Origin of the sequence: Castellaniella denitrificans (assembly GCF_042653765.1) — a bacterium.
GTDB lineage: Bacteria > Pseudomonadota > Gammaproteobacteria > Burkholderiales > Burkholderiaceae_B > Castellaniella > Castellaniella denitrificans.
Genome location: NZ_JBHSEZ010000029.1, coordinates 109,797 through 131,942, shown reverse-complemented (window position 1 = coordinate 131,942; position 22,146 = coordinate 109,797). Strand labels below are relative to the sequence as shown.

The following is a 22,146-nucleotide window of genomic DNA, read 5'->3' as shown; positions in this document are numbered from 1 at the left end:
CCGGCGGGGCCTATCGAACGCCCCTTCTCATTCCAGGCCCGCGTACTGCTGCCGCAGCACGTTCTTCTGGACCTTGCCCATGGCATTGCGCGGCAGCGCATCGATCACGTGTATTTTCTTCGGCACCTTGAAATTGGCCAGGCCGGACTTCAGGCCCGCCTGGATGGCGGCCGGATCCACCGACGCCCCGGCGCGCGGCACCACCACGGCCACCACGGCCTCGCCGAAGTCCGCGTGCGGCACGCCGATCACGGCCGACTCCTGGACGCCGGGCATGGCGTCGATGACCATCTCGATTTCCTTGGGATAGACGTTGTAGCCCCCGGAGATGATCAGGTCCTTGCTGCGGCCCACGATGCTCAGGTAGTCGTCCGGGATGCCCGGCCCGCCCAGCACGCCGATGTCGCCGGTGCGGAACCAGCCGTCGGCGGTGAATTCCTCGCGGGTCTTTTCCGGCATGCGCCAGTAGCCGGCGAAGACATTGGGGCCGCGCACCTGGACGTGGCCCGGCTCGCCGACCGCGACGGGCCGGCCGGCGTCGTCCACCACCCGCACCGCCTGGCCCGGCAGCGCCGGCCCCACGGTGCCGGGAATGCGCTCGCCGCGCGCGGGGTCCCAGGGGTTGGACGTGATCATGCCGGTCTCGCTCATGCCGTAGCGTTCCAGGATGGTCATGCCGGTGCGCGCCTGGAATTCGCGGAAGGTGTCCACCAGCAGCGGCGCCGAGCCGGAGATGAAGAGCCGCATGCCGGCGCAGACCGCGCGCGTGAAGCGGGGGTCGGCCAGCAGCCGGACGTAGTAGGTGGGCACCCCCATCATCAGGGTGCAGCGCGGCAGGTACCGCAGGGCCTGATCCACGTCCAGCTTCGGCAGCCAGATCATGCGCGCGCCCGCCAGCAGCGCCCCGTGGGACGCCACGAACAGGCCGTGGACGTGAAAGATCGGCAGCATGTGCAGCAGCACGTCGTCGGCGCGCCAGCCCCAGAAATCCCGCAGGGTGAGCGCGTTGGAGGCCAGGTTGGCGTGCGTCAGCATGGCGCCCTTGCTGCGTCCCGTGGTGCCGGAGGTATACAGGATGGCGGCCAGGTCCCCGGGGGCGCTGCGCGCGGTCTCGAACGCCGGATCCATCTTCGCGGCGGCCTCGGCCAGGGATCCGCCGCCATCGGCGTTCAGGGTCAGCACCCGGACGGCGCCCTTGCCGCGCGCCAGGGGTTCGCACCAGCTTCTCGCGCCGTCCCCGCAGACCACCACGGCAGGCTCGGCGTCCCCCAGGAAATAGGCCACCTCGGCCTCGCGGTAGGCGGTGTTCAGCGGCAGGTAGACCAGGCCGGCGCGCAGGGTCGCCAAGTACAGCATCAGGGCCTCGGGGGATTTCTCGACCTGGACGGCAACGCGCGCGCCCGCGGGGACGCCGAACGAGCGCAGCAGCGCGGCCATGCGGCCGCTGATGGCGTCGATGTCCGCCCAGCTGTAGGTGCGCTCCGGGGTTTCGATCGCCACGGCGCCCAGGTCGGCCGGAAAGCCGCCCCGCAGCACGGTGTAGAGATTCGCGTTGGATTCCAAGTCATTCTCCTGTGAAAACGGGATCGGTGCCCTGCAGAAAGGCCTGCATGCCCCGGTGATGGTCGGGCCCGTCGGCGTAGGCGAAGCAGGCGCGCCATTCGGCCTCGCTCAGGGGCGCCGGATCGCCGGCCAGGCGCGCAGCGGTCCATTTGTTCAGGCGCGCGGCCAGCGGGGCGCCCGCGCACAGGCGCGCCACCGTGGACACCAGCTCGGATTCCAGCGCGTCGGCCGCCACGACCCGCGTCAGCAGGCCCTTCGCCAGGGCCTCGTCGGCGTCGAAGACCCGCCCCTCGAGCAGGATTTCCAGCGTGACGGCGCGGCCCGCCAATTCCAGCAGCCCGCGCATCTCGTCGGGCGCCATGGGAAAACCCAGGCGGTTGATGGGCGCGCCGAAACGCGCGCCCCGGGCCGCCAGGCGCAGGTCGCAGCGGCTGGCGATCTCCAGCCCGCCGCCCACGCAGACACCCTCGATCGCCGCGACCACCGGGTGGATGCAATCGGCCACCGCCCGCAAGGCGGGGGCGATGGTGCGCCGGTGATAGGCCATGGCGCCGTCCCGATCGGCGCGCACCCGGGGAAACTCGCGGATGTCGGCCCCGGCGGCGAAATGCCCGCCCGCGCCGCGCACGACCACGCAGCGCAAGGCCCGGTCGGCCGACAGGCGCCCGAAAATTTCCGCCAGCTCGTTCCACATGGCGACGGTGATGGCGTTCAGGCGCCCGGGGTGGTCCAGGGTGACGGTCGCCACCGCGCCCTCGACACGCGCATGCACGCGCCCCGCGCCGGATCCGGCATTCACAGCCATTGCACCCCCCGGGACACGCGCGGCCTGCCGGCGGCCAGGCGCGCCCGGTTCTCGTCGAGCTGCTCGGGTTCGTACAGGTAGTTCACCATCATGCCGCAGGACTGTTCCAGCCCCCGGGCCGAGGCGTCGGCCGCCCAGTTCAGGCGCTCGATGCGCGCCCCGTTGCCCAGGTGGAAGCGGGCCACCGGGTCGAGCGGTTCGCCATCGCGCAATTGCGTCAGGTAGTACGCCGCCAGCCGCAGGCCGCTGCGGCGCACGGCCTCCGGCGCCTCGCCCTGCGCGGCGGCGCGCAGGCGCTCCAGCCAGCGGGCGCCGGCTTCCGCGTCGGCGGCGGCCGCCTGGCGTTCGGCCTTGTCCTTCAGCAGCGCCTGGATGGCCTCGCCGGACTGGCGGCCCAGCCAGTCGGCGAAGCCGGGGATCGGCGACAGGGTGGCGAAGGACTTGAGCTGCGGCAGTTCGTCCAGCAGTTCCTCGATCACCCGCTTCAGCAGGAAATTGCCGAAGCTGATGCCGCGCAGTCCGCGCTGGGTGTTGGAGATCGAATAGAAGATCGCCCAGCGCGCCTTGTCCAGCCCGTCGACCGGCCGCGCCGGGTCGATCAGGGACTGCACGTCCGCGGCCATCTGGCCGTCGAAGGCGACCTCCACGAAGATCAGCGGCACGTCGCTCATGCGCGGGTGGAAGAAAGCGTAGCAGCGCCGGTCCGCGGCCACCCGGCGGCGCATGTCGTCCCATGAGCGGATTTCATGGACGGCCTCGTAGCGGATCAGCTTTTCCAGCAGCGAGGCGGGCGAATCCCAGTTGATGTGGCGCAGTTCCAGCATGCCGACGTCGAACCAGTTCGACAGCAGGGCCGCCAGTTCTTGCTCCAGGACCGACAGCCCGGCGACCTGGTTGCGCCAGCGCAGCATGTCCGCGCGCAGTTCCACCATCAGTTCCAGCCGGTCGCTTTGCGCGTACAGGCGGCGGAACAGGCGCGCGCCCCGGTCGCCGCGCGGCTCGATGTCCACGCCGGCGCGCACCAGGCAGGCCAGCAGGGAACGGCGCTCGTCGGCGCCGGCGGCCCGGTAGCGTTCCGCCCATTGGCGGGCCAGCAGGTTGGCGCCGCCGTCGGTCAGGGACGCCTCGTAGAGCGCGCGCAACGCGTCCGGATCGGGCAGGTGGTCGCGTTCCAGCCAGCGGCCCAGGCGCGCCAGCAGGCCGCCGGCGCGGGCGGGGGCCTGCTCGGCGGCGGGCGCGCCGGACCGGTCCCCGGCGCCCTGGACGGCTCCCTCGGCGCCGGCGGGTCCGGACGGCCGGCCGGACGGCTTCGCGTCAGCGTTGGGCATGGTGTTCCTCCGGCGGCTCGGCCACGCGCAGCGCCGCAGGCCCGGCGACTGGCTCGTCCCTGCGCGCCAGGGCGCGCAGGGCGTCGAGCTGGCGCATCAGGTGCTTGCGGGTCACGGCCTCGGCGCCTTCCGGATCGCGCGCCTTCAAGGCGGCGAAGATCGCCAGGTGCTCGGCGCAGGACTCTTCGATCCGTCCCGGGTAGCTGAGGCTGCGGTGGCGCGACAGGCTGAGCACCTGGCGCAGGTTGTCGATCAGGCCGGACAGCCAGCGGTTGTCGGCGAGGTCCTGGATGGCGACGTGGATCCTGGCGTTGGCCGCGTAGTAGTCGTCGATCGAGCCCTGTTCCGCGTAGCGGCGCAGGTCGCTGTGCAGCGGCTCGAGCCGCCGCAGGTCGGCGTCCGTGACCTTCTGTGCGGCCTCGAAGGCGCACCGGCCTTCCAGCATCGCCATCAGGGGGAAGATGTTTTCCAGGTCGCGGCCGGACAGTTCGTTGACGAAGCAGCCCCGGCGCGGCTCGATGCGCAGCAGGCCTTCGGCCACCAGGACCTTGAGCGCCTCGCGCAGCGGCGTGCGGGAAATGCCCAGCGACGCGGTCAGGCTGACCTCGTCGATCCATTCCCCCGCCCGCAGTTCCCCGGCCTGGATCATGCCGCGCAGGCGATCGGCGACTTCCTGGTAGAGGATTTTCTGGACAATCCTGGCCGCCATCGGGGCCTCCTGTGCAGAACTCGGAAATTAATAATTCATAATTACGGGCACAGCGTGCCACGGCCTTCGGCAGCCCGGCAACCCTCGTTATCCCTGAGATTCCCCGGGCCGTTCAGGCCGGGCGCCGGAACACCAGCCGGTCGGCCGTGGATTCGCGCGGCGCGTAGGCGTAGCCTTCCGACGCGAAATCCCGCAGGCCCGCGACGTCGTCGATGCCGTGATCGATGATGTGGCGCGCCATCAGGCCGCGCGCCCGCTTGGCGTGGAAGCTGATGATCTTCCAGGCGCCGTTCTTCTCGTCCTGGAAGACGCATTCGACCACGCGCGCGTCCAGGGCCTTGCGATCCACGGACTTGAAGTATTCGCCCGACGCCAGGTTCAGCAGGATGCGTTCGCCGGGCAGCGCGTCCAGGCGCCGGTTCAGTTCGCGGGCGATGCGATCGCCCCACCAGGCGTACAGGGTGGCGCCCCGGAGAGTGCGCAGCCGCGTGCCCATTTCCAGCCGGTGGGGCTGGATCAGGTCCAGCGGCCGCAGCACGCCGTACAGCCCGCTGAGAATGGCCAGATGGTCCTGCGCCCAGTTCAGCCGGGCGTCGGACAACTCCGGCGCGCGCAGGCCTTCGTAGACGTCGCCGTCGAAGGCCAGGACCGCCTGGCGCGCATGGCTGAGGTCGGGTTCGTCCACCCAGGCGGCATAGCGCTCGGCGTTCAGGCGCGCCAGCGCGTCGGACAGATCCATCAGGCCCGCCAGATCGTCCGCCGACAGCGTGCGCAGGATCCCGATCAGTTCGCGCGTCTGATCGGGAAACACCGGCTGCGACCGCAGCGCCGTGCGCACCGGAGAGTCGTAGTCCAGCTTCTTGGCCGGGGACAGGACCATCAGCATGCGGCGGCCTCCGGCGTCAGCGGGCGGTCCAGCCGCCGTCGATGGACAGCGTGGTGCCGGTCATCTGCGCGGCGGCGTCCGAGGCGATGAACACGGCGGCCTGGCCCAGCTGCTCGGGCGTGACGAATTCCAGGGACGGCTGCTTTTCGGCCAGCAGGTCCTTGGCGGCGGCTTCGATGTCCAGCCCCTTTTCCTGGGCCAGGGCCTGGATCTGCTTTTCCACCAGGGGGGTGCGCACCCAACCCGGGCAGATGGCGTTGCAGGTCACGCCGGTGCCGGCGTTTTCCAGCGCGGTGACCTTGGTCAAGCCCACCACGCCGTGCTTGGCGGCGACGTAGGCCGACTTGTGGACCGAGGCCACCAGGCCGTGCGCCGAGGCGATGTTGATGACACGGCCGAATTTCTGCTTTTTCATCGCCGGCAGCGCGGCGGCGGTGCAGTGGAACACGGCCGACAGGTTCAGGGCGATGATGGCGTTCCACTTGTCGACCGGGAAGTCCTCGATCAGGTCGGTGTGCTGGATGCCGGCGTTGTTGACCAGGATGTCGATGCCGCCCAGCGCCTGGATCGATTGCGCGATGAAATCGCGCGCGGCCTGCGCGTCCATCAGGTCGGCGTTCAGGTACGCGGCCTTGACGCCGAAATCCTTTTCCAGGCCGGCGCGCTCGCGTTCGATGGCGTCGGCGTCGCCGAAACCGTTGATGACCACGTCGGCGCCCTGGCGGGCCAGTTCACGGGCGATGGCCAGGCCGATGCCGCTGGTGGAACCGGTGACGACCGCTTTTTTACCTTTGAGCATGGATGCACTCCTTCCGCAAGATTCGAGAAAACGACCGGTCCAGTGTAACGCGGGACCGCTGAACGCCACCTTGCGCAGCCGGCGCCGGCGCTGCTAACATCGGCATCGTCTGGAGATGGCATTCCTCCATGAAACCGCCGCGCCTGTCGCGGCTGATGATGCCTACGGCCCCCGGCGCACCGCCGGGCCGTAGGCATTTTTCATTTCATCACCCGGAGTCGCCTCATGCCCTACACACTGCTCGCCATCGCCGCCGGCGCCTCGCTGGGTGCCCTCTTCCGATGGTGGCTGGGCAACACGCTCAACGCCCTGCTCCCCACCCTGCCGCCCGGCACCCTGGCCGCCAACCTGATCGGCGGTTACGTGATCGGCCTGGCCATCGCCTGGCTCGGCGGGCACCCCGCCCTGCCCCCGCACTGGCGGCTGTTCATCATCACCGGCTTCTGCGGCGGGCTGACGACCTTTTCGACGTTTTCCGGAGAGCTGGCCACCCTGCTGCAACAAGCGCGCTACGGCTGGATGGCGATCTCCATCGCCGTCCATGTGGGCGGCTCGCTCGCCATGACCCTGCTGGGCATCGCCACCGTCGCCGCCGCGCGCGCGGCGCATTGACCACCGACCGGACCACCCGACGAGGAGCGTTCCATGAAAGGCTATCAACTGACGTTCTACACGCAGCAGGACCGGCGCCACGACGGTACTTCCATGGCCGAATGGCTGCTCGAACTGGCCAAGGAGCAAGGCGCGCTGGGCGCCACGCTGTTCGCCGCCAACGAGAGCTTCGGCCACCACGGCAGGCTGCACGCCGCGCATTTCTTCGAACTCGCGGACCAGCCCGTGGGCATCACCGTGGCCGTGGACGAGACGACCTGCGCCCGCCTGCTGGCGGCCGTCCGGGCCGGGGGCGCCGACGTCTTCTACGTGAAGATCCCCGTCGAGTACGGCCGCACGGGCCCGGACGCCTGAAGCCGGGCGCGGGGCCGGACCGGCACCGGCACCCGGCCCGTCTTGGTCAGCCGGCGCTCCCGGTCGCCTTGGCGGCCTGGCGGCGGCCGGCCAGCCAGCGGCCGAGCGCCACGACCAGCAGCGCGCCGGCGGCTTCCACGGCCAGCTTCAGCGCCGTGGACGGCGCACCCAGGCGATCCGTGACGACGACATCGGTGACGAGCATGCCGCCCGCGATCCAGCCCAGCAGTCCGGCGCCGAAGGTGACCACCAGCGGATAGCGGTCGATCAGCTTCAGGACCAGCGTGCTGCCCCAGATGATGATGGGCACGCTGACCAGCAGCCCGAAGATCACCAGGCCGAGCTGGTGATCGAGATGGGCCCCCTGGGCCGCGCCGGCGATGGCGATGACGTTGTCCAGGCTCATGACGAAGTCGGCGACGAGGATCGTCTTGACCGCCGCCAGGACCGAGGCGCCTCCGGTGATCTTGCCGTGTCCGCCGTCCTCGGGCAGCAGCAGCTTGATGCCGATCCACAGCAGCAGCAGCGCGCCGACGATCTTCAGGAAGGGGATGTCGAGCAGCGTCAGGGCGAAGGCGATCAGCGCCACGCGCAGGATGATGGCCCCGGCGGTGCCCCACAGGATGCCCTGCATGCGCTGCGCGCGCGGCAGGTTGCGGCAGGCCAGGGCGATGACCACGGCGTTGTCGCCACCCAGCAGGATGTCGATCAGGATGATCTGGAAAACGGCCGCCCAATGGAGCGTTTGAAGAAATTCGAGCATGGGTCCCCCGGTTGCGGGTTGTCGGTTTTCGGAATAACCGCCGGGGGGATCGGACCATTTTCATGGCGGGAAGACGAACCTTGCCCTGGGCGGCAAGGTCTTGCTCGCAACCGGAATCCGTTCGAAGGACCCCCGGGCTGCCCGGGCACCGGGTGTTGCGCGCAAGCGCGAAACGCCGTCATGACGATGCCGCGGAAAGTGAGCTACTCCCCTTGAGGGCCGGATTATAGACGAATTCCGCCCATGCGCGGCATTGCGCCGCGTCGTTCCGGAAGCGCGGCCGGGCCGCACAGGACGCCGGGCCTGGGATAAGATGGCGGGAACGCAGTACAGATTCCACCACACCACGAGGGAGTTTCGTATGCCGGGCCGTATTGCCATCCACCTGAACGACGACACCGTTTGCGAACGCCGCATGGACATCGGCCTGCGGCTGGCCAAGGAACGCGAGGCGGAAGTCGTCGGCGTCTATCCCTCCGCCAGCGTCGCCGGCCTCCAGCAGGACGAGAACATCCTGCCCCAGGACGTCCGCTCGACCCTGCGCAAGCGCCGCGACGAACACCGCGAGGCCACCCGTGCCCGGTTCCTCGACCAGGCCCGGGAACGGGGCGTCCAGGCCCATTGGCGCGCCCCCCACGGCGACGCCGAAGACGGCCTGACGCTGCACGCCCGCTACTGCGACCTGCTGATCATGAGCAAGGCGGACCCGTCCGACAGCCTGACGGCGCTGCGGCCCAACCTGCCGGAGGCCGTGGTCATGGCGTCGGGCCGCCCGGTGCTGCTCATCCCCAACTTCGGCCCCGTCGACACCATCGGCCGGCGCATCCTGTTCTGCTGGGACCAGCGCCGCGAGGCCGCCCGCGCCTTCTCCGACGCGGCGCCGCTCCTGCGGCACTGCCAGGCGCTCACCGTCCTGGAAATCGACCGCGACGAAAAGCTGATGCGCGACCGCGACATCCACGAGGAAGACTTCTCCGACTACTGCGTCAGCCTGGGCTATCCCAAGCCCAGGCACCTGCTGAAGGACAGCAAGGGCTACGGCGTCGGCAACGTCATCCTGAACACCGCCACCGACACCGACGCCGACCTGATCGTCATGGGCGCCTACGGCCACAGCCGCATGCGCCAGTGGATCATGGGCGGCGCCACCAGCACCCTGCTGTCCACCATGACGGTGCCGGTGCTGCTCGCCAACTAGAAAAAGGGCGGGCGGATCCTCGTCCGCCCGCCGGAGCCTCATTTGCTGCACAGGTTCGAAGGCCTGCTCGACCCATTCCCGCCCGAGGACGCGCCGCTGCCGCCCAAGGGCCTGTTCCCCTTCCTATGGGCCTGCACGCGCGGCTCGCGCCGCTACATCGCCGCGCTGGCGGCGCTGAGCGCGAGCGTCTCCATCTACGAGGCCTGGCTGTTCGCCTTCCTGGGCCAGGTGGTGGACCTGCTGGCGGCCTGGAGGACCGGGGCCGAGGCCACCGCGCACGCGCACCGCGTGCTGTGGGGCATCGCCATCGTCCTCGTCGCCAGCATCGGCCTGGTGGCGCTGCGCACCACGATGCAGCACCAGGTGCTGGCGATCAACCTGCCGCTGCGGCTGCGCTGGGACTTCCACCGGCTGATGCTGCGCCAGAGCCTGTCCTTCTTCTCCAACGAGTTCGCGGGCCGGGTCACCACCAAGGTCATGCAGACCGCCCTGGCGGTGCGCGACGTGCTGCTGACCTTCAGCGAGATCGTCCTCGGCATCGGCGTGTACTTCTTCACCCTGATCGCGGTCGCGGGCGGCTTCGATTGGCGGCTGATGCTGCCCTTCGTCGGCTGGCTCGCGCTGTACGGGCTGGCCATGGCGTATTTCGTGCCGCGCCTGGGCAAGGTCGGGCAGGAGCAGGCCCACGCCCGCTCCTCGATGACCGGGCGCGTGACCGACGCCTACGCCAACATCGCCACCGTCAAGCTGTTCTCGCACACCCGGCGCGAGGCCCGGTTCGCCCGCGCCGCGATGGAGGACTTCCAGGACACGGGCTACCGCCAGATGCGCCTGGTCAGCCGGTTCGAGATCGTCAACCAGACGCTGGTGGCATGCCTGATCCTGTCGGCGGGCGGCTACGCGCTATGGCTCTGGCAGGGCGGGCACGTCGGCACCGGCGCGGTCGCCGCAGTCACGGCCATGGCCCTGCGGGTCAACGGCATGTCGCACTGGATCATGTGGCAGATGGCCTCGCTCTTCGAGAACATCGGCACCGTGCAGGACGGCATCGCCACCCTGACCCACCCGCCCAAGGTGCTGGACGCGCCGGACGCGCGGCCCCTGGAAGTCAGCCGCGGCGAGGTGGTCTTCGAGCGGGTGTCCTTCAACTACAACGGCGAACGGCAGGTATTCGACGGGCTCGACCTGACCGTGCGCCCCGGCGAGAAGATCGGCCTGGTCGGGCGCTCCGGCGCCGGCAAGTCCACGCTGATCAACCTGCTGCTGCGCTTCTACGATGTGGACGGCGGCCGGATCCTGATCGACGGCCAGGACATCGCCCACGTGACGCAGGACAGCCTGCGCGCCGCCATCGGCATGGTGACGCAGGACACCTCGCTGCTGCACCGCTCGATCCGCGACAACATCGCCTACGGACGCCCCGACGCCAGCGACGAGGACATCCGGGCGGCGGCGGTCCGCGCCCAGGCCGACGAGTTCATCCGCCAACTGGGCGACCCTGGGGGCCGCAGGGGCTACGACACCCTGGTGGGCGAGCGCGGCGTGAAGCTGTCCGGCGGCCAGCGCCAGCGCGTCGCCATCGCCCGCGTCATGCTCAAGAACGCGCCGATCCTGCTGCTGGACGAAGCCACCAGCGCGCTGGACTCGGAGGTCGAGGCGGCCATCCAGGAAAGCCTGGACGAAATCATGCAGGGCAAGACCGTCATCGCCATCGCCCACCGCCTGTCCACCATCGCCGCCATGGACCGGCTCGTCGTCCTGGACGAGGGCCGCATCATCGAACAGGGCAGCCACGCGGAACTGCTGGCGAAGGACGGCACGTACGCGCGCCTGTGGCGCCACCAGAGCGGCGGCTTCCTGGCGCAGGAAGCGGACGAGGCCCTGGAACCGGCGTCGTGAGCCGCCGCGGCCCGGGCGTTCCGCGCCCGGCGCCCGGACGGCGCGGATTCAGCCGTACGCCCGCACGAAGAACGCCACGGTGATGCAGGCGGTCAGCAGCAGCGTGCCGGCCCGGACGACCGGGGCCGGGATGCGCTTGCCGAGCAGCGCGCCGCCATAGCCGCCCAGGATGGCCGCGATCAGCATGACCAGGGTCTCGCGCCACTGCACCGCGCCGGCCGCGACGAAGATCAGCACCGCCATGGTGTTGGCGGCGGTCACCATCAGGGTGCGCGGCGGATGCATGCTCTTGATGTCGTGCGCGCCCAGCAGACCCCACACCGCCATCATCATGATGCCGACCGCCCCGCCGAAATAGCCGCCATAGACCCCCAGCCCGAACTGCAGGCCCAGCACCGCGGCCGGGCGCACGCGCCAGCGCGCGCGCATCCATTCCCCGACGCGGCGGCCGAACCCCAGGGCGAAGGCGGCAACCAGCAGCAGCCAGGGCAGCACGGCGTCGAAGGCCCGCGTGGAGGTATGGAGCAGCAGGAACGCGCCCGCGACGCCGCCCAGCAGCGTCACCGCCAGCAGCGGCCGCAAGCCGACGTCGCCCACCCCGACCAGCCCGTCGCGATAGGCCCAGGCGCTGGCCATGCCCCCGGGATACAGCGCGACGGTGCTGGACGTGTTGGCCAGCACCGGCGGCACGCCGGCGGCGATCAGGGCGGGCAGGCTGACGAACGAGCCGCCGCCGGCCAGGGCGTTCATGGCGCCGGCCGCCACGCCCGCGCCCGCGACCAGGATCAGGGGATCCATCGGGCGGACGCGCGACGACCGCAAGAGGCGGCAAGGGGCATGAGAAAGTCTCCGGGACGGGCCGCCGCGCTCGTCCGGGACGGAATGCCGATACGATCGGCGCGGCTCCAATCCGCAAGATTACCGTCCGCTCCCGCCGTCCCGCAAGCCCGCCTCGCCGGATTCCGGCCGGCCATCAGGGAAAGCCCTCTTCCAACCATGAAACAGTGGTGCGAACGCACCGGCTCGGACAAAATAACATTCGGTCATATTTGAATCCCCGCCGCAAGGGCGCTCCGCATGCCGCGCCGCCCCCGCGACGGGTCCATGCGGGACCGCCGGCGGCTCGACGCGCCGACGCAGCATCCGGGGGGAATGCCAGCATGCTCTTCGATATCGTCCACATCAGCGGCATCACGCTCTATTTCGTCTTCGCGATCCTGTTCTGGTGGATGAGCCGCGTGCCGAGGACCAACCCGGGCGCCGGCTGGTGGGCATGCGCCCTCCTCGGCGCGGCGCTGGCGCGCCTGCTGCTGTTCGCCCTGGACGGCGCCGCCGATCCCCGCGCGGCCACGCTCGCCTACGCCACATTCATCGCACTGGAAAAAACCCTGCTCGTCCTGGGCATCATCCGCTTCCTGAAGCTGGGCATCGGCGACCGCTGGATCCTCTGGCCCGCCGGCCTCCTGGCGGCCTGGACCGGCGTCGCCTGGCTGTCGGCCATCCCCCTGTGGGCCTACGGCATCGGCCTGGCCGCGTTCAACACGGCGGCGCTCGCCTTCATCGCCACCTGCTGCCTGACCAGGCGCCGCGAAGCGCCCGGCCGGCTCATCCACGTCACGGCCCTCGCCTCCGGCGCGCTCGCGCTGCACTGGGCCACCTTCCCCCTGGTGTTCCTCTTCCCCGGCTGGGGCATCGCCGGGTTCGCCATCGGCACCAGCCTGGCCCTGGTCCAGTACCTGTCGCTCCTGGCCAACGTCCTGCTGCAGTTCCAGCACAGGCTGCTGGAGGCCGAGGGGCGCGCGCTCGAGCTCGCTTACCTGGACCCCCTGACGGGGCTGAACAACCAGAACTACCTGAACAAGCTGTTCGAGCAGGCCCTGCTGCTGGCGACCCGCCCCCACCACTTCGTCGCCGTGTTCTACATCGACCTGGACAACTTCAAGCCCATCAACGACGGCGCGGGGCACAGGACGGGCGACGAGGTGCTGAAGGAAGTCGCCCGGCGGCTGAAGGAATGCACGCGCAGCACCGACATCAACGCCCGCATCGGAGGCGACGAGTTCATCGTCGTGGCCACGCAACTGGAACGGGAATCCCAGATCGACCGGATCGCGCGCAAGCTGCTGGACCGGCTGACCGCCGAGATCCGGGTCGACGGCACCGCCTATTCCCTGGGTGCCAGCATCGGCGTGAGCCTGTACCCGGCGCATGGGAACACCCTGCCCGCGCTGATCGAGGCCGCGGACGAAGCAATGTACCGGGTCAAGTACAACGGCAAGAACGGCTACGCCCTCCATGGCCGCAGCGCGCCGCACGACGCGGCCAGGGCGGCGGAGACGGAATCGGAGGCGGTGCGATGAACCGCGGCGGGCGCCCCGGACAGCCCGCCGCTAGCGGTTTCCGGAGCGCAGCACGATCCGCGTGATTTCGGACGGCCGCCCCAGGCGGATCGCCAGGCCGTTCCACAGGCCCGTGCCGTTGCTGACGTACAGCAGCATGGCGCCCACCCGGTACAGGCCGGAGACGAAGCCCTCGTTGGCCCATTGCGTCAGCAGGTGCGGCCCCAGTATCTGCCCGCCATGCGTGTGGCCCGACAATTGCAGCGCCACACCGGCCTGCGCATGCCGCGCCGCGCCTTCCGGGCGGTGGGCCAGCAGGATCACCGGCGCGCCCGGCGGCGCGCCCTTCAATGCCGCGTCCAGGTCGGGACGCGGCTGGCCGAACGATGCCGCCTGCCGGTCCGTGATGCCCGCCACCACCAGCGCCGCGTCGCCGCGCCGGATGACGACGTGGGCGTTCTCCAGCATGTCCAGGCCCAGCGCCCGGTAGGCGGCCATCCAGCGCCGGTAGTCGGCGTAGTATTCGTGGTTTCCGGGAATCGCCAGCACGCCGTCGCGCGCCCGCAGGTCGCGCAGGGGACTCACGTCGGCCGCCCGGGCCTCGGGCGAGCCGTCGGCCAGATCGCCCGTGATCACCACCAGGTCGGCGTCCAGGGCATCGGTCTTCGCCACCACCGCCGCCACCCAGGGCTCCGGCAGCAGGCGGCTGACGTGCAGGTCGGTCAGTTGCACGACGCGGTAGCCGTCGAAGGCCGGCGGCAGGCCCGGCACGGTCAGCTCCAGGTCCTTGACGTCGGGCACCCGCACCGCCTGCCAGGTGCCGATGGCCGACAGGACCAGGGCCAGCGCGCCCAGGGACAGGTTCAGCGTCCGCCCGACCAGGATGGCCCGTCCCGCGCCGCGCGCGACCAGGTACACCAGCCCCGCCGCCACGTCGCGCAGCAGCAGGAGCATCGCCAGCAGCAGGACCGAGCCGAAGGCCCAGCCCAGGCCGACGAGGACGCCCTGGGGCAGTTCCGGCGAAGCCAGCGAGCCGAAGAAGCTGCGGACGAACCAGTGGTACTGGGCCACCAGGAAGAGCACGAACGCCAGGGCGGCGCGCGCGCCGATGCCCCACGGCAGGGGCCAGACGAAGCGCACCAGCACGTACAGCCAGATGGTGCCGGTGATGAGCGGCAGCAGGGTACCCATGGATCGAAGCGGAATGCGGTGAAAGGCGTCATCTTAACTTAACGCCCCACCGCCCGCTCCGGCCCGCGCCCTACTCGCCGAGGGCCCGGTTGATGCGCTCGGGCTCCACGGCCGACACGCCCTCGACCGCCGACAGGGCGGCGAGCAGCTCTTCCTCGATGCTGCCGGCGATGACGCCCACGGCGACGAGCTCCCGCTCCACCGTCAGTCCCGCCTGCCGGCAATGCTCCACGACGAGGGGGTAGCGGTCGCGCCAGGTGTCGCGCACCAGGACCGTCAGGCGGATCCGGGCCATGTCATGTCCCCGACGGCGCCCGCGCCAGGCCGGCGCCCACGTCGCGCGCGGAATCCCGCAGGGGCTGGGCGGACTGCGCCAGCCGCTCGCCCAGGCGGGCGGCGCGGGCCGAAGGATCGGCCTGCGCATGCAGCGCGGCCACGCCCGCCACGAACGGCGTGGCCATGCTGGTGCCGCTGATGCTGCGATGCAGCTCCGGCGCGGGCCAGGCCGACAGAATGTCGACGCCCGGGGCCGCGATGTTCACCTCGCCGCCGTCGCCCTCTAGGCCCGCGCAGGAGAACGGCGCCACGCGCAGTTCCGGATCCACGGCGGCCACGGCCAGGATCGAGGGGCAGTTGGCCGGATGGCCGACCGGCGCAACGGAATCCGGGCGGTGGCTCTCGTTGCCCGCGGCCGCCACGATCAGGGTGCCGGCCGCCAGCGCGCGCCGGGCGACTTCCTCGAACACGGCCGAATAGCGCTGCCCCGGCTCCACCGGACTGCCCAGCGACATGGAGACGATGTGGCAGCCGTGTTCGATGGCCCAGTCGATGCCTTCCAGGATGCCGCCGTCGCCGCCGCTGCCCTCGTCGCCCAGGACCTTGCCCACGTACAGCTCGGCCTCGCCGGCCACGCCGTAGCGGGGCTGCGAACCGGGCGACGCGGGGCCGGCCGCGATGCCCGCGCAGTGAGTGCCGTGGCCGTTGCCGTCCTGGACGGCCTGGCCCTCGACGAAGGAACGCGACACGATGGCGCGGCCGGCGAAATCCGGATGGGACAGGTCCAGGCCGGTGTCCAGCACCGCGATGCGGATGCCCTTGCCGGTTTGGGGCGAGGCATCCGCGCCGACCGCGCGCACGCCCCAGGTCGATTCCGGATCCGCCCGGGATCCGTTCCTCCGGTGCGCGGGAGCCGGGTCCCGGGAGCTGGCGGCGATGGCATAGACGGTGCGCTCGGGCTCGATGGCCAGGATGGCGCTGTTCCCGGCGGCCGCCGCGTCGGCCAAGCGCTGCCGGGTCTGCTCGGTGCAATGCACGCGCGCGGCGCCGATGCGATCGAAGACCAACGCGCAGGGCGCGCGCCGCTCGGCCTGCGCGTCGGCCGTACGGCTGATCACGGCCACCTGGGCCAGTTCGGCGAGCGCCCGGGCGCCCTCCGCGGGATCGTCCGGGCGCAGCAGGACGAGATAGCGCTGCGGCGCCTGGACCGTGGACTGTGTGCTGGGCATGGCATCCTCGCTGTCGCTTACGGGATGTCCCACCTTAGCATGGCGGCCGGCGCCGGCCCGACGCCGGAAACGCGCTTTTTCAACATGAAAGATCCTGCCATGGCCCGGTCCTGCGCGCCGTCCGGCCGAGCATGAACGCCGGATGAACGCCGGCTTCACGAAGGATTCAGGGGCCGGATCCCATACTGTCTCCATCGCCGATCCACATCGGCCCGAGCAAACGGAATCCCCCATGAAAATCCGATATCTCCTGTCCGCCTTCCTCGGCATCCTGGCCCTGGCATGGGCCTGGGACGCCTTCTTCCTGAACCCCATCGCCGGCGACGCCCCCTGGGTCGCCCGCACCCAGGCGATCTACCTGACCGGCGTCTGGTCCATGGGCCTGATGTCCCTGGTCATGATCCTGGCCACGCGCCCCGCCTGGCTCGAACCGGCCCTGGGCGGCATGGACCGCATCTACCGCCTGCACAAGTGGGCCGGCATCCTGGCCATCGGCCTGGGCGTGGCGCACTGGCTCATCAAATTGAGCAAGGGCGTGATGAACGGCCTGATCGGCGCCGCGATCCACAAGCCGGTGAAATTCCCCGCGCTGGATTTCCTGCAGCCCGGCCATGGGCTGGCCAAGGACGTGGGCGAATGGGTGATCTACGCGCTCATCGTCTCGCTGGTGATCACGCTGTGGAAAGCCTTCCCCTACAAGTCCTGGCGTCTCCTGCACCGCGCGATGCCCGTCCTCTATCTCGCCCTGGTGTTCCACAGCGCCGCCCTGACCCCGGCCAACTGGTGGCTGCAGCCCCTGGGCCTGATCATGGGCGCGCTGATGCTGGGCGGCAGCGCGGCGGCGGTCATGGCCCTGCGCCGACGCATCGGCATCCGCCGCCGCCATGCCGGCCGGATCGAATCCGTGCGCGCGCTGCCCTCGGGCATCACCGAAGTCGAATGCGCCATGGACGCCGGCTGGCCCGGCCACCGGGCGGGCCAGTTCGCCTTCGTCACCTTCGATGCCGCGGAAGGCGCCCACCCCTTCACGATCGCCAGCGCCGACCAGCCCCAGGCGCGGCGCCTGCGCTTCCAGATCAAGGCCCTGGGCGACTACACGAACGGGCTGGCGCAGCGCCTGCGCCCGGGCCAGCCGGTGCGGGTCGAAGGCCCCTACGGCCGCTTCGACCACCGGCGCGGCGGAAGCCGCCAGGCCTGGGTCGCGGGCGGCATCGGGATCACGCCGTTCCTGGCCTGGCTCGAATCGCTCCAGGACCGTCCGGAACGGGCGCCGCGGGTCGACCTGCACTACTGCGTCCGGGATGCCGCCCGCGACCCCTTCGTCGAGCGCCTGCGGACCCTGTGCGCCGCGCTGCCCCGGATCACCCTGCACGTCCACGACGCCGGCGCCGGCCAGCGCCTGGACGCCGAGATCCTGCGGCGCGAGCATGCCCAGGCCGGCGGCGCGATGGACGTCTGGTTCTGCGGACCGGCGGGGCTCGCCCGCCACCTGGAGTCCGGCCTGCGGTCCCTGGGACTGGAAGACGTGCCGGTGCACCGCGAGGCGTTCGAGATGCGGTGAAAAATATCGTATAATGTTGGACTTGGCCCGGAGCAGTCCGGGCATCGGACATCATCGGCGCAATGGCAGAGTGGTGATGCAGCGGATTGCAAATCCGTGTACGTCGGTTCGATTCCGGCTTGCGCCTCCAAATGAAATCAAGGACTTGCGTTTATGGCGCAGGTCCTTTTTTCATTCTGGTTTCAACCACTCCATGCGGATGCCTGCGCGTCGATGAGCCTGAGTTCGCCTACGCCCCGCACCTTCCGCAACAAGGGATCCGTACATGCAAAAAACCGGGCCCCCTGTTTCAGGAGGCCCGGTCTTACTGTGATTTCCCGCGGATCACCGCCCGGAGGCGGGAATCCGCCGGATATCAGAGAATCTGGATCTTGGTGGCCTGCGGGCCCTTCTGTCCAACCGCGGACACGAAAGAAACACGCTGGTTCTCTTCAAGGGATCGGTGGCCGGAGCCTTGAATCTCCGAGTAGTGCGCGAACAGGTCCTTGCCGCCGGATTCGGGCATGATGAAGCCGAACCCTTTTTCGCTGTTGAACCATTTCACGATGCCGATTTCTGTAGTCAATGTCTTTCCTAAAGGTAAAAGGGAAACTTTCCCCACCCCCACTATGGGGGTTTACTGCATGCGACACAATCAAACTTTCAATTTGTCGCAAATGAGTGGCCGGACGGATGCGATGTTCCCGCCGTCTGCGGGCGCAACCACGCCGGCATGACGGGCAGCGCGCGCGCCCGGATGTAGCTGAATGCCTCGGCCTTGGCGAATTCGACCGCCGCCTGGGCGGATTCGAAGAGCGGCGTGAACCGCATGAGGCGGTCCTGGGTCATGCTGGCATGGCCGCTGCGGATCGAGACGGAAGCAATATACCGGCCGCCATGATCGCGACGGACCAGGGGGGAGACCAGGTACTTGCCGACCTGTATGGATGGATACATGAAAACCTTTCGATGCCGGCGACGGGCCTGGCATCCGATGAAACAATGAAGGCGCAAAGCGCGTGCGGTTGAACTCTACCCACGGCTGGCCCGCAGGGGTGTTCGCTGCGGGCGAGAGGCCGCCAGAACGGGAAACCCGTGAACCGATAACGGCTGGCGAAGGAAGAAGGACAAGATTTCAGTGCCGCGCGTTTTTCATGGAATCATTCTGCACGTCGCGGCAACTTCCTGGAAGTGTATCACATCCGGCCCGCTTGCCCGTCCGTTTCGTAAAAACAACACAACGGGACGCGCCCCGTCACCCCAGCGCCGTGTCCAGGAACATCATCACCGCGAAGCCGGCCATGAGGCCGACGGTCGCCGCCGTCTGGTGACCGTTGCGATGAGTTTCGGGGATGACCTCGTGCGACACCACGAAGATCATGGCGCCGGCGGCCAGGCCCAGGCTGACGGGATAGGCGATGGGCAGGCCGCTGGCGATGCCCACCCCCACCAGGGCGCCCAGGGGCTCCATCAGGCCGGAAGCCACGGCGACCAGGATCGCCCGCCCGAGCGGCAGGCCGATGGCGCGCAGCGCCAGGGCCACGGCCAGGCCTTCGGGGATGTCCTGGATGGCGATGGCCGTGGTGAGCGGCAAGCCGACCGTCAGGTCGCCATGGGCGAAGCCCACGCCGATCGCCATGCCTTCCGGCAGGTTGTGCAGGATGATGGCCAGCACGAACAGCCAGACGCCGCTGATGCGCGCGGCGGCCGGCCCGTGGTCACCGGAACTTTCATGCCGGTGCGGCGTGAAATAATCCAGCCCCAGCATCAGCAGCACCCCCAGGCCCAGCCCGATCGCGACCGTCAGGGCCGCGCCCGCGCCGCTATCCAGCAGGTCGCGGGCCGCGTCCAGGCCGGGCAGGATGAGCGAAAACGAACTGGCCGCCAGCATCATCCCGGCGGCGAAACCCAGCATGCAGTCCTGGGCGCGCGTTTCAACGGAGCGCAGGCCCAGGGCCAGCAGCGCGCCCAGCGCCGTGGCGCCGAAGCCGGCTGCCCCGCCCAGGGCCGCGTACCCCAGGAAACCCCGGTTGTCCTCGGAAAACGATTCCGCGCCGCCGCCGAGCAGCAGCCAGAGCACGGCCAGCAGCGCCACCCCCAGGCCGAAGGCCGCCGCCCGATGCTCGCGCAACTGGCGGCGCCACGCCTGGACGAGAGGCGCGGGAACCGTCCGCGCGTCACTCATCGCCCTGCGCGCCCGTCGGCAAGGCCGCCATGGCCTGGGCCACCGCCGCCGTCAGCCGCCTGGCGTACGGCACGTGCAGGAATTCGTTGGGACCATGGGCGTTGGACTTCGGTCCCAGGACGCCGCACACCATGAACTGCGCGGCCGGGAAGCCCTGGCGCAGCAGGTTCATCAGCGGAATCGTGCCGCCCTGGCCGATGTAGCCGCAGGGCGCGTCGAAATACCGCCGCGACGCCGCGTCCAGCGCGTCGCGCAGCCAGGGCGCGGATTCGGGCGCGTTCCAGCCGCTGGCCACCCCCGGATCGGGCTGGAACAGCACGCGCGCCCGGTAGGGGGCGTCCTGCTCCAGCAGCCGCTTCAGTTCGTCCGCGGCCGCGCCGGCGTCGACCAGCGGCGGCAGGCGCAGGGACAACTTGAAGGCGGTGCGCGGCCGCAGCACGTTGCCGGCGCTGGCCAGGGGCGGCAGTCCCTCGGCCCCGGTAACGGACAGGGCCGGCCGCCAGGTGCGGTTCAACAAGGCCTCGCGCGGATCCGTGGCCATGGGCAGGACGACGCCGCCTTCGGCGCCGCAGCTCCAGGGAAAGCGCTTCCAGACTTCGTCGCCCAGGATGCGGGCGGCCGCCCGGGCCTGCTCGGCACGCTCGGCCGGGATCTCGCAGTGGAAGCTTTCCGGCAGCACGCGACCGGTGCCGCTGTCCTCCAGCCGGTCCAGCAGATGGCGCAGGATGCGAAAGCTGGACGGCACCACGCCGCTGGAATCGCCGGAATGCACGCCCTCGTCCAGCACCTGGACTTCCAGCGTGCCGGTGACCAGACCGCGCAGCGAGGTCGTCATCCAGAGCTGCTCGTAGTTGCCGGCCCCCGAATCCAGGCAGACCACCAGGACGACGCGGCCCAGGCGCTCGCGCAGGGCGTCGATATAGGGCAGCAGGTCGTAGCTGCCGGATTCCTCGCAGGTCTCGATCAGGCCGACGCAGCGCGGACGCGGCACGCCCTGGCGGTCCAGCGCCTCGATGGCGGTGAGCGACGCGTAGACGGCGTAGCCGTCGTCGGCGCCGCCCCGGCCATAGAGCTTGCCGTCGCGCAGCACCGGCGTCCACGGCCCCAGGCCGGCGCGCCAGCCGGAGAATTCAGGCTGCTTGTCCAGGTGGCCGTACATCAGCACCGCGCCGCCGTCGTCCCGCCGCGTCGCGGGGGCTTCGAACCACAGCACCGGCGTGCGGCCCGGCAGGCGGATCACTTCGACCGACAGGCCCCGGATCGGCCGCTTCCGCGCCCAGCGGGCGGCGTCTTCCACCACGCGGTCGATGTGGCCGTGGGCGGCCCAGTCGGCATCGAAGGCCGGGCTCTTGGCCGGCACCGCGATGTAGTCGGTCAGCGCGGGCACGATCTCGCGGTCCCAGGTGTCGTCGACGAAGGCCCGGAGGGCGGCGGGATCCAGCCCGGCGGGAGTGGCGGCGGCCAGCGGCGTATCCATGATGTTTTCCAGCGATTCGTCCAAAGGGTCATTTTACGCCGGCCGCCCCATTCTCCGACGCGCGTCCCGGCCGCGCCCGCCCGCTACAATCTTCTCATCATGACCCGCATCAACTGCATTCCCGTCGAAGAACCGAGCGCGCCCCATCTGGTGGCCGAATACAGGGCGCTTCCCCGCGTCTTCGCGCTCGCCCGCAAGGCCGCCGCCCGGGGCGGCGCGGCCGGCGGCCCGCGTCCGTGATGGACGAGCAGGTCGCCGCCGCCATGGCCCGCTGGCCGAACGTGCCGGCGGCGCGCGGCTGGCTGTCGCTGTCGGCGCGCGGCCAGTGGCGCCTGCATCCCCACGGGCGGGGCTGGGGCGCGCCGGACGAGGAGCCCGGCGAAGCCATCACCAGCCCGCAGATCATCGGCTTCATCGGCCGCAATTACCTGGCGGACGACGCGGGCCGCTGGTTCTTCCAGAACGGCCCTCAGCGCGTCTACGTGCGCCTGGACGGCGCCCCCTGGATCCTCGGCATGGACACCGACGAACGAGGCCGCCCGCGGCTGCGGACCCATACCGGCCGGGACTATGGTCCCGTCGCGCGCTGGTGGCTTGACCCCGGCGGCCGCCTGTATGCCCAGTCCGCCGGGGGCGCAGGCCTGGTGGACGACCGCGACCTGGCCCGGGTGATCGACGCCCTGCGCACGGCCGACGGCCGTCCGCTGGACGACTGGCTGGAACGGCCCGACCCCGCGGGAATCGCCGTGCGCCTGGCTGGCGCCGACGATCCCGGCCACTCCCCCGCCGGAACGCCGCTGGGCCTGCTGGCGGCCGACGCCCTCGAGGCCACGCTGGGCTTCGTGCGCCGGCCGTAGCCCCGGCGCGCGCCTCGGGCACCCGCGCCGGACACCCGATCCGCGCGCACCCGCGCCTTCCGGCCGGGCGCGCGTGCGGCATCGGGGTTTTCCCCAGACCCGAGAAAAGTGCCATGTTCGGCCGGGAATGTGCATT

General features: G+C 70.4%; 22 protein-coding genes, 1 tRNA gene, 1 pseudogene and 1 riboswitch. Of the genes and pseudogenes, 9 read left to right on the top strand and 15 right to left on the bottom strand.

What is annotated here, in order from left to right; translation table 11 throughout:
• Window positions 1-27 precede the first annotated feature (27 nt).
• From ACFO27_RS15650 to ACFO27_RS15625, 6 genes are all read right to left on the bottom strand, one after another.
• The gene (locus tag ACFO27_RS15650) at window positions 28-1,563 is read right to left on the bottom strand and encodes a malonate--CoA ligase (protein ID WP_376818174.1); all 1,536 of its coding nucleotides are present in this window, start codon (window positions 1,561-1,563) and stop codon (window positions 28-30) included.
• Between the two features lies 1 nt (window position 1,564).
• A complete protein-coding gene (locus ACFO27_RS15645) occupies window positions 1,565-2,368 on the bottom strand; it encodes an enoyl-CoA hydratase/isomerase family protein (RefSeq protein WP_376818173.1) in 804 nt (267 codons plus the stop codon).
• The gene (locus ACFO27_RS15640; RefSeq protein WP_376818172.1) at window positions 2,359-3,696 is read right to left on the bottom strand and encodes a malonyl-CoA decarboxylase domain-containing protein; all 1,338 of its coding nucleotides are present in this window, start codon (window positions 3,694-3,696) and stop codon (window positions 2,359-2,361) included. The genes ACFO27_RS15645 and ACFO27_RS15640 overlap by 10 nt, the downstream gene beginning before the upstream one ends.
• Window positions 3,683-4,405 (bottom strand): GntR family transcriptional regulator, encoded by a 723-nt coding sequence (locus tag ACFO27_RS15635; RefSeq protein WP_376818171.1) that lies wholly within the window; start codon window positions 4,403-4,405, stop codon window positions 3,683-3,685. The genes ACFO27_RS15640 and ACFO27_RS15635 overlap by 14 nt, the downstream gene beginning before the upstream one ends.
• Before the next feature lie 112 nt (window positions 4,406-4,517).
• Complete coding sequence (yaaA, locus tag ACFO27_RS15630; RefSeq protein WP_376818170.1) at window positions 4,518-5,291, bottom strand: peroxide stress protein YaaA; 774 nt, start codon at window positions 5,289-5,291, stop codon at window positions 4,518-4,520.
• 16 nt (window positions 5,292-5,307) lie between these two features.
• Window positions 5,308-6,090: a 3-hydroxybutyrate dehydrogenase gene (locus tag ACFO27_RS15625; RefSeq protein WP_376818169.1), complete on the bottom strand. Its 783-nt coding sequence runs from the start codon at window positions 6,088-6,090 to the stop codon at window positions 5,308-5,310.
• A gap of 102 nt (window positions 6,091-6,192) precedes the next feature.
• Window positions 6,193-6,262: riboswitch (Fluoride riboswitch) on the top strand.
• Between the two features lie 53 nt (window positions 6,263-6,315).
• Here ACFO27_RS15625 and crcB point away from each other — a divergent pair.
• Both crcB and ACFO27_RS15615 read left to right on the top strand, forming a co-directional pair.
• Window positions 6,316-6,702 (top strand): fluoride efflux transporter CrcB, encoded by a 387-nt coding sequence (crcB, locus tag ACFO27_RS15620; RefSeq protein ID WP_376818168.1) that lies wholly within the window; start codon window positions 6,316-6,318, stop codon window positions 6,700-6,702.
• Window positions 6,703-6,735: 33 nt separating this feature from the next.
• On the top strand, window positions 6,736-7,056 hold the full coding sequence (locus tag ACFO27_RS15615; RefSeq protein ID WP_376818167.1) for a DUF190 domain-containing protein: 321 nt from the start codon (window positions 6,736-6,738) through the stop codon (window positions 7,054-7,056).
• 46 nt (window positions 7,057-7,102) lie between these two features.
• Here the strand turns inward: ACFO27_RS15615 and ACFO27_RS15610 are convergent, their stop codons facing one another.
• Window positions 7,103-7,819 carry a TerC family protein gene (locus tag ACFO27_RS15610; RefSeq protein WP_376818166.1) on the bottom strand — a complete coding sequence of 239 codons (717 nt, stop codon included), beginning with the start codon at window positions 7,817-7,819 and terminating at the stop codon, window positions 7,103-7,105.
• Window positions 7,820-8,180: 361 nt separating this feature from the next.
• Here ACFO27_RS15610 and ACFO27_RS15605 point away from each other — a divergent pair, with 361 nt between their 5' ends.
• Window positions 8,181-9,017 carry a universal stress protein gene (locus ACFO27_RS15605; protein WP_376818165.1) on the top strand — a complete coding sequence of 279 codons (837 nt, stop codon included), beginning with the start codon at window positions 8,181-8,183 and terminating at the stop codon, window positions 9,015-9,017.
• Window positions 9,018-9,059: 42 nt separating this feature from the next.
• A complete protein-coding gene (locus ACFO27_RS15600; RefSeq protein WP_376818164.1) occupies window positions 9,060-10,916 on the top strand; it encodes an ABC transporter ATP-binding protein in 1,857 nt (618 codons plus the stop codon).
• A 48-nt stretch (window positions 10,917-10,964) separates the two neighbouring features.
• On the opposite strand, the gene ACFO27_RS15595 is transcribed toward ACFO27_RS15600, so the two are convergent.
• Complete coding sequence (locus ACFO27_RS15595) at window positions 10,965-11,714, bottom strand: sulfite exporter TauE/SafE family protein (protein WP_376818163.1); 750 nt, start codon at window positions 11,712-11,714, stop codon at window positions 10,965-10,967.
• A gap of 362 nt (window positions 11,715-12,076) precedes the next feature.
• Here ACFO27_RS15595 and ACFO27_RS15590 point away from each other — a divergent pair, with 362 nt between their 5' ends.
• Complete coding sequence (locus tag ACFO27_RS15590) at window positions 12,077-13,276, top strand: diguanylate cyclase domain-containing protein (RefSeq protein WP_376818162.1); 1,200 nt, start codon at window positions 12,077-12,079, stop codon at window positions 13,274-13,276.
• Window positions 13,277-13,306: 30 nt separating this feature from the next.
• Here the strand turns inward: ACFO27_RS15590 and ACFO27_RS15585 are convergent, their stop codons facing one another.
• The 3 genes from ACFO27_RS15585 to ACFO27_RS15575 all read right to left on the bottom strand — a co-directional run bounded on the left by ACFO27_RS15585 (window position 13,307) and on the right by ACFO27_RS15575 (window position 15,951).
• A complete protein-coding gene (locus ACFO27_RS15585) occupies window positions 13,307-14,446 on the bottom strand; it encodes a metallophosphoesterase (RefSeq protein ID WP_376818161.1) in 1,140 nt (379 codons plus the stop codon).
• A gap of 70 nt (window positions 14,447-14,516) precedes the next feature.
• Window positions 14,517-14,741, bottom strand: a complete 225-nt coding sequence (locus ACFO27_RS15580; RefSeq protein ID WP_376818160.1) for a hypothetical protein — start codon at window positions 14,739-14,741, stop codon at window positions 14,517-14,519.
• Window position 14,742: 1 nt separating this feature from the next.
• Window positions 14,743-15,951: a S8 family serine peptidase gene (locus ACFO27_RS15575; RefSeq protein WP_376818159.1), complete on the bottom strand. Its 1,209-nt coding sequence runs from the start codon at window positions 15,949-15,951 to the stop codon at window positions 14,743-14,745.
• A gap of 232 nt (window positions 15,952-16,183) precedes the next feature.
• Between ACFO27_RS15575 and ACFO27_RS15570 the strand changes: the two genes are divergently transcribed.
• Together ACFO27_RS15570 and ACFO27_RS15565 are read left to right on the top strand one after the other, a co-directional pair.
• A complete protein-coding gene (locus ACFO27_RS15570) occupies window positions 16,184-17,512 on the top strand; it encodes a ferredoxin reductase family protein (protein WP_376818158.1) in 1,329 nt (442 codons plus the stop codon).
• Window positions 17,513-17,568: 56 nt separating this feature from the next.
• Window positions 17,569-17,642: transfer RNA gene (locus ACFO27_RS15565), tRNA-Cys, on the top strand.
• A 225-nt stretch (window positions 17,643-17,867) separates the two neighbouring features.
• Here the strand turns inward: ACFO27_RS15565 and ACFO27_RS15560 are convergent.
• The 4 genes from ACFO27_RS15560 to ACFO27_RS15545 form a co-directional block, all read right to left on the bottom strand.
• Window positions 17,868-18,077 carry a cold-shock protein gene (locus tag ACFO27_RS15560; protein WP_043683885.1) on the bottom strand — a complete coding sequence of 70 codons (210 nt, stop codon included), beginning with the start codon at window positions 18,075-18,077 and terminating at the stop codon, window positions 17,868-17,870.
• Window positions 18,078-18,154: 77 nt separating this feature from the next.
• Window positions 18,155-18,448, bottom strand: a complete 294-nt coding sequence (locus ACFO27_RS15555) for a hypothetical protein (RefSeq protein WP_376818157.1) — start codon at window positions 18,446-18,448, stop codon at window positions 18,155-18,157.
• 298 nt (window positions 18,449-18,746) lie between these two features.
• Window positions 18,747-19,676 (bottom strand): ZIP family metal transporter, encoded by a 930-nt coding sequence (locus ACFO27_RS15550; protein ID WP_376818156.1) that lies wholly within the window; start codon window positions 19,674-19,676, stop codon window positions 18,747-18,749.
• A complete protein-coding gene (locus tag ACFO27_RS15545) occupies window positions 19,669-21,153 on the bottom strand; it encodes a M20 family metallopeptidase (protein ID WP_376818155.1) in 1,485 nt (494 codons plus the stop codon). The genes ACFO27_RS15550 and ACFO27_RS15545 overlap by 8 nt, the downstream gene beginning before the upstream one ends.
• 99 nt (window positions 21,154-21,252) lie before the next feature.
• Here ACFO27_RS15545 and ACFO27_RS15540 point away from each other — a divergent pair.
• A pseudogene (locus ACFO27_RS15540) lies at window positions 21,253-21,375 on the top strand (pyrimidine dimer DNA glycosylase/endonuclease V); the annotation flags it as partial.
• Between the two features lie 17 nt (window positions 21,376-21,392).
• The gene (locus ACFO27_RS15535; RefSeq protein WP_376818295.1) at window positions 21,393-22,010 is read left to right on the top strand and encodes a DUF2946 family protein; all 618 of its coding nucleotides are present in this window, start codon (window positions 21,393-21,395) and stop codon (window positions 22,008-22,010) included.
• The last annotated feature ends 136 nt before the right edge of the window (window positions 22,011-22,146 follow it).